The sequence below is a fragment of the Geodermatophilus sp. SYSU D00879 genome (assembly GCF_054050375.1).
Map to the genome: position 1 here is coordinate 22,653 of NZ_JBJGZF010000028.1, position 6,694 is coordinate 29,346.

Genomic DNA, 6,694 nt, shown 5'->3' on the forward strand with positions numbered 1-6,694 from the left:
CGCTCCCCGTCGTCGAGATCGCGCGATCTCGGCACTTCCGGGGCCCCTGGGCGTCGAGATCCCGCGATCTCGGCGGGACGCAGCGGGGCTCAGACCCGGACGAGCAGCTCGCCGTGCAGCATGGCGAGCCAGCCGTCGTCCGCGGCGGCCCAGCGCAGCCACGCGGCGGCGAGCTCCTCGAGCTCGTCCCGCGTGGCCAGGCCGTACGCCAGGGCCTGCTCCGCGAACGCCGACGCCGTCGCGCGGCCGGCCCACGAGCGGCCCCACCACTCCCGCTCGGCCGGTGAGGCGTAGCACCAGGAGCCGGTCGTCGCGGTGGTGTCGCGCAGGCCCGCGGCGTGCGCCCAGGACAGCAGCCGGCGGCCGGCGTCGGGCTCGGCGCCGTTGGCGCGGGCGACCGAGTGGTAGAGCTCCAGCCACCGGTCCAGGCCGGCGTCGGCGGGGAACCAGCAGGTGGCGGCGTAGTCCACGTCCCGGACCGCGAGCAGCCCGCCGGGGCGGCAGACCCGCGCCATCTCGCGCAGCGCCGCCACCGGGTCGGTGAGGTGCTGCAGCACCTGGTGGGCGTGGACGACGTCGACCGAGCCGTCGGGCAGGTCGAGGGCGTAGACGTCGCCGACGGCGAAGGTCACCGTGACGCCCTCCCGCCCGGCGAGGTCCCGGGCCTCGTCGAGCGGGTCGGCCGAGACGTCGAGGCCGAGCACGCGGCCGGGCGCGACCCGGCGGGCGAGGTCGACGGTGATCGTGCCCGGCCCGCACCCGACGTCGAGCAGGTCGAGCCCGGGGCGCAGGTGCGGCAGCAGGTACGCGGCGGAGTTCTCCGCGGTGCGCCAGCGGTGCGACTGCAGGACCGGTTCGGCGTGCCCGTGCGTGTAGGTGTCCACGCCGGCATCCTGCTCCGTCCGTCCCATGCAGCGGAACGGTCGTCTCATCGGATGGGATGCGACCGCCCGGGACGTCAGGTGCGCGGCTCGCGCCCGGCCGGCTGCCGCGGCTCGCCGAGCAGCGGGGTGGGCGCGCGCAGCGGCACGCGCACCGGGGTGGCCGTGACCGACTGCGCGGTGCCGTCGACGACGACGGTCACCGGCCCCTCGCCGCGCACCAGCGTGAGCGTGGTGCCCTCCTGCGTCGTCTCGACGCGGAGCACGCTGCCGCGCCAGGTGACGTGCCACGCCGTGCGGGACAGCGACGACGGCAGCAGCGGCGCGATCTCGAGGTCCTCGTGGTCCTCGCGCAGACCTCCCAGACCCGCCGCGAGCGCCAGCCAGGCCCCGGCCACCGAGGCGAGGTGCAGCCCCTGGGCCGTCCCCTGCTGGACGTCGCGCAGGTCCACGAGCGCGCACTCGCGCAGGTAGCGCAGGGCGAGGTCGGGGTGCTGCGCCTGGGCGCACACCACCGCCTGCACCGCGGCCGACAGCGAGGAGTCCCGCACGGTGCGCGCCTCGTAGTACTCGAGGTCGCGCGCCACCTGCTCGTCGGTGAACTCGTCGCGGCACCACCACAGCGCCTGGACGAGGTCGGCCTGCTTGAGCACCTGCCGCCGGTAGAACGTGGCGTAGTGGTTGTGCTCCTGCACCGGGTAGGCGTCGCACTGCTCCTCGAAGGGCCACTCCTCGTACGACGTGAAGTTGGCGTTCATGGGGTGCACGCCCAGGCCCTCGTCCCACGGCACGTGGACGGCGTCGGCCGCGGCCCGCCAGGCGGCGGTCTCGGTGTGGTCCACGCCGAGCTCCGCGGCCCGCGCCTCGTACCTGCGGCAGGCGTCGGCCGCGCGCCGCAGGTTGGCCCGCGCCATGAGGTTGGTGAAGACGTTGTCGTCGACGACCCCGGTGTACTCGTCCGGGCCGGTCATGCCGAACAGGTGCCACGCCCCGGCCGCGTCCTCGTGCCCCAGCGACGTCCACAGCCGCGCCGTCTCGACCAGCACCGGCAGACCGCCGACGTCGTCGAGGTCGGCGCCCGTGGCGTTCTCGTAGAGCCAGAAGGCGCGGGCGACGTCGGCGTTGACGTGCATCGCCGCCGTGCTCGCCGGCCAGTACGCCGACACCTCCGGCCCGCTGATGGTGCGCCACGCGAACGTCGCACCCGCCCGGCCCAGCGTCCGGGCCCGCTCCCGGGCGGCGTCGATCGTGCCCGCCCGCCACCGCAGCAGGCGCGCGGCCGTGTCCGGGCGCAGCAGGGTCAGGGCGGGCAGCACGAACCCCTCGACGTCCCAGAAGGTGTGGCCGCTGTACCCCATGCCGGTCAGCCCCTTGGCCCCGACGGGGGCGCCGGAGATGCAGGCGGCGGAGCAGAACAGCTGGAAGACGCTGTAGCGCAGCGCCTGCTGCAGCTCGGGGTCGCCGTCCACCTCGACGTCGGCGGTCGCCCAGAACTCGTCGAGCACGCCGCGCTGGGCGGCGAGCAGCCCCTCCCACCCCAGGTCGAGCGCGGACGACACCGCCGCCGCCGCCTCGCCGACGAGGGAGCCGGCCCAGGCGTCGAGCGACCACGTGTAGGCGACGACCTTGGTGATCCCGAGGGTGGCGCCGGGGGTCAGGTGGGCGGCGACGGTGGTGACCACCCGGTGCTCGTCGGCGTCCGTGCTGATCCGCGCCCCGTCGTCGACCACGTGCTCGACGGCGGCGGCGACCGTGATGTCCGACCGCCGCGTCCGGGACGCGAGGGTGCCGCCGCTGCCCGTCGAGCCGTGCTCCCGCGGCTCGAAGGCGTTGTCGAGGCAGTCCTTGACGCGGGGGTCGTCGTTGTCCACGCCCGTGGGCGTCACCGACCCACTCGCCAGCTCGGACCGCACGACGACGTGCGCCTGACCGTCCAGCGCGCGCACCTCGTACCGGACGGCGCAGACCGCCCGCTCCGCCAGCGAGACCAGCCGCCGGGAGCACACCTCCATCGTCGTCCCCGTCGGCGTCCTCCAGCGCACGCGCCGGTCGAGCGTCCCGGCACGCAGGTCCAGCGTGCGCTCGTGGACCTCCGGCCGGACCTCGCGCACGTCGAGCGGGATCCCGTCGACCAGGAGGCGGATCGGGGTGCCGTCCGCGACGGTGAGCAGCGCCTGCCCCTCTCCGGGCTGGCCGTAGCCACCCTCGGGATAGGACAGCGGGTGGGTCTCGTACACCCCGGACAGGTAGGTGCCGCGCATGCCGAAGGGCTCGACCTCGTCGAGCGTCCCCCGTACGCCGACGTAGCCGTTCGACAGGCTGAACAGGGACTCGGCGACGTCGAGCGCCCGGGTGTCCACGTGCGGCTCGCGGACCGTCCAGGGGTCGACATCGAGGGTCGGGGCGCTCACGGTGGTCCTCGCCGTCTCGGAGGGCGGGACCCGGCCGGCGTCCCCCTCCCGTCCTACCGCCCGGCGGCCGCCCGCGCGATCCCGGGCCGTCACACCTCCTCGAGGACCGCCGCCGCGGTCGCGGCCGCGCGCTCCCGGTCGGCCGGGACCAGGCCCAGCCGCACCCGCCGGTCGAGCAGGTCGGCCACGCTCCGCGCCCCCTCGGCCAGCGCGCCGAAGCGCAGCTCCCCCACCGTCTCCGGGCGGCCCCCGACCACCGGCTCGGTGCCGAGCGCGGCCACCCGCGGCGCCTCGGTGCCGTACCGGGCGACCAGCCGCGCCGGGGCCGGCACCCGCGCCAGCTCGGCCGGGGACGCCGCCCCGACCAGCGGCAGCCGGGCGGTCGGCGAGCGCCGCGCGCCCCGGCCCAGCCGCGCGACGACGGCGTCCACGGCCTCCTCGGCCATCGCCCGGTAGGTCGTGAGCTTGCCGCCGACCACCGAGAGGACCGGTCCGTCCCACCGCAGCAGGTGCCGCCGGGACAGGTCCGCGGTGGCGTCGCCCGGCCCCGCGCCGGCCGACTCCGGCAGCACCAGCGGCCGCAGCCCGGCGTAGGAGCCGACGACGTCGCCGCCGGTCAGCGGCACGGCCAGCACCCGGTTGACGGTGTCGAGCAGCTGCCGCACCTCGGCGTCGGCCGGGACCGGGTCGTCGTCGGGGACCGGCCCGGGCACCGGCTCGTCGGTGAGCCCCAGGTACACCAGCCCGCCGGGTTGGGGCAGCGCGAAGACGTACCGCGAGCGCGAGCCGGGCAGCGGCACGGTGAGCGCCGCGACCGGGTCGCCGAGCCGGCCGGCGCGGACGACGAGGTGCGAGCCGCGCGAGGGCGCCAGCCGGATGCCGGGCGCGAGCGCCTGCGCCCACACGCCGGTCGCGTTGACCACCGCGCCCGCCCGCACGGTGAGCGCCGCGCCGTCGGCCTCCACTGCCACCTCGCCGTCGTCGACGCCGGTCACCCGCGCGCCGGTGAGCACCCGGGCGCCGTGCGCGGCGGCGGTGCGGGCCAGCGCGACGACGAGCCGGGCGTCGTCGGTGAGCTGGCCGTCCCAGAAGACGGCGCCGCCGCGGCCGGGGTGCACCGCGGGCACCAGCCGCGCGACCTCCGCGGCGCCGACCCGGCGGGTGCCCGGCAACGAGCCGCGCCCGCCGCGCACCGACCGGCGCACCGCGTCCCCCAGCCGGCCGCCCAGCGCGCCGACGGCGCTGACGTCCCGGCCGGCGGCGTCGGGCACCAGGAACGGCAGCGCCCGGACCAGGTGCGGCGCGGTGGTGCGCATGAGGACGGCGCGCTCGCGGGCGCTCTCCCGCGCCAGCCCGACCTCGCCGTGCGCCAGGTAGCGCAGGCCGCCGTGCACCAGCTTGCTCGACCACCGGCTGGTGCCGGCGGCGAGGTCGGTGCGCTCCAACAGCGCCACGGACAGCCCGCGGGCGGCGGCGTCGAGGGCCACCCCGGCGCCGGTCACGCCCCCGCCCACGACGACGACGTCGACCCCGCCGGCCAGGGCCCCGAGGTCGGCCGCGCGGCGCTCCGGCGTGAGGTCGGGCCCGCCGGTCACGTGCGGGGTCCCGGTCGGAGCACCGGCAGACTGTAGCCGTGCCCGAGCAGCCGGAACTGACCGTCCAGGGGTGGGGGCCCGGCAGCTCCCGCGTGGCCACGGTGGCCGAGCCGAGGGACGCGGCGGAGGGCTCCCTCGAGCTCACCCGCGACCCCGACCTCGCCACCGCGCTGCCCAAGGCCGCCCGCCGCCACCTGGCCAAGGAGCTGGGCTGGGAGCCGCGGCCGACCCCGCCGGTCGCCGTCGCCGACATCCGGGTGGCGCCCTCGCGGCTGCCGGCCGACGTGCACGATGCGCTGGTCACGCTGCTCGGCGCGGAGCACGTGCGCACCGACCGGGAGGCGCGGCTGCGCCGGGCCGGCGGCAAGAGCTACCTGGACCTGCTGCGCCGGCGGGAGGGCGACGCCTCCGACGCGCCCGACGCCGTCGTCCTGCCCGGCAGCACGGCGGAGACGGCGGCGCTGCTGGCGCTGTGCGCCGAGCGGGGGGTCGTCGTCGTGCCGTTCGGCGGCGGCACCAGCGTGGTCGGCGGGCTGTCGGGGATGGACCCCGACGACCGCCCCTCGCTGTCGGTCGACCTGTCCCGGATGGCGGCGCTGACCGACGTCGACGTCGCCTCCTCGCTGGTCACCGCCGGCCCCGGCATGCGCGGCCCGGCGCTGGAGGAGGCGCTGGGCGCGCACGGGCTGACGCTCGGCCACCTGCCGCAGAGCTGGGAGTACGCCACGCTCGGGGGCTACGCGGCCACCCGCTCGGCCGGGCAGTCCTCCACCGGCGTCGGCCGCTTCGACGACCTCGTCGCGGGCCTGACCCTGGCCACGCCGTCCGGGGTGCTGGAGCTCGGTCACCCGCCGGCGTCGGCGGCCGGTCCCGACCTGCTCGGCCTGGCGCTGGGCTCCGAGGGCGCGCTCGGGATCATCACGGAGCTGCGGCTGCGGGTGCGCCCGGCGCCGCGGGCCCGGGTGTACGAGGGCTGGTCGTTCCGGACCTGGGCCGACGGGCTCGCCGGGCTGCAGCGGCTGGCGCGGCACGACCTGCTGCCCGACGTCGTCCGGCTCTCCGACCCCGACGAGACCCGCGCCAACCTGCTCAACGCCGCCGGCACCGGTGCCCGGCTGCTGCGCGGCGCCCTGCGGGCCCGCGGCCGCGGCGACGGCTGCCTCCTCGTCGTCGGCTGGGAGGGCCTGCCGCAGGTGGTGCGGGCCCGCCGCCGGGCGGTGCTCCCGGTGCTGCGCGAGCACGGCGCGGCGCGGGTCGGCCGCCGGGTGGGCGAGTCCTGGCGCAAGCACCGGTTCGCCGCCCCCTACCTGCGCGACCGGCTCATGGACGCCGGCCTCCTGGTCGAGACCCTGGAGACGGCGGCCACCTGGACCGCGCTGCCGACCGTGTACGACGCCGTCCGCACCGCGCTGCGCGAGTCGCTGGGCCGCCCCGGCAAGCAGCCGCTGCTGATGACGCACGTGTCCCACGGTTACGCCACCGGCGCCTCCCTCTACGTCACGGTGCTCGCCGACCGCGACGACGACCTGCCGCTGCAGCAGTGGCTCACCGCCAAGCGGGCGGCCACCGAGGCGCTGCTGGCCGCGGGCGGCACGCTCACCCACCACCACGCCGTCGGCCACGACCACCGCCCCTGGCTGGAGCGCGAGGTCGGGCCGCTCGGCGTCGAGGTGCTGCGCGCGGTCAAGGCCCGGCTGGACCCGCAGAGCGTCTGCAACCCGGGGGTCCTGCTGCCCGACTGACGCCGCGGATGATCAGCTGAGCTCACCGCCGCGCGTCCTGGCTCACCGTGGATGGTGAGCCAGGA

At 77.5% G+C, this 6,694-nt stretch carries 4 protein-coding genes; 1 reads left to right on the forward strand and 3 read right to left on the reverse strand.

Translation table 11 applies throughout. The features are described from left to right. Window positions 1-89 precede the first annotated feature (89 nt). From ACI79B_RS22215 to ACI79B_RS22225, 3 genes are all read right to left on the reverse strand, one after another. Window positions 90-884, reverse strand: coding sequence for a class I SAM-dependent methyltransferase (locus ACI79B_RS22215; RefSeq protein ID WP_456930179.1), 795 nt, complete (start codon window positions 882-884; stop codon window positions 90-92). A gap of 74 nt (window positions 885-958) precedes the next feature. After that, entirely contained in the window at window positions 959-3,292 is a 2,334-nt protein-coding gene (locus ACI79B_RS22220) for a glycoside hydrolase family 65 protein (protein WP_456930178.1), read from the reverse strand. 89 nt (window positions 3,293-3,381) lie between these two features. Further along, window positions 3,382-4,887 (reverse strand): glycerol-3-phosphate dehydrogenase/oxidase, encoded by a 1,506-nt coding sequence (locus ACI79B_RS22225; protein WP_456930177.1) that lies wholly within the window; start codon window positions 4,885-4,887, stop codon window positions 3,382-3,384. 38 nt (window positions 4,888-4,925) lie between these two features. Between ACI79B_RS22225 and ACI79B_RS22230 the strand changes: the two genes are divergently transcribed. After that, the gene (locus ACI79B_RS22230; protein WP_456930176.1) at window positions 4,926-6,629 is read left to right on the forward strand and encodes an FAD-binding oxidoreductase; all 1,704 of its coding nucleotides are present in this window, start codon (window positions 4,926-4,928) and stop codon (window positions 6,627-6,629) included. The last annotated feature ends 65 nt before the right edge of the window (window positions 6,630-6,694 follow it).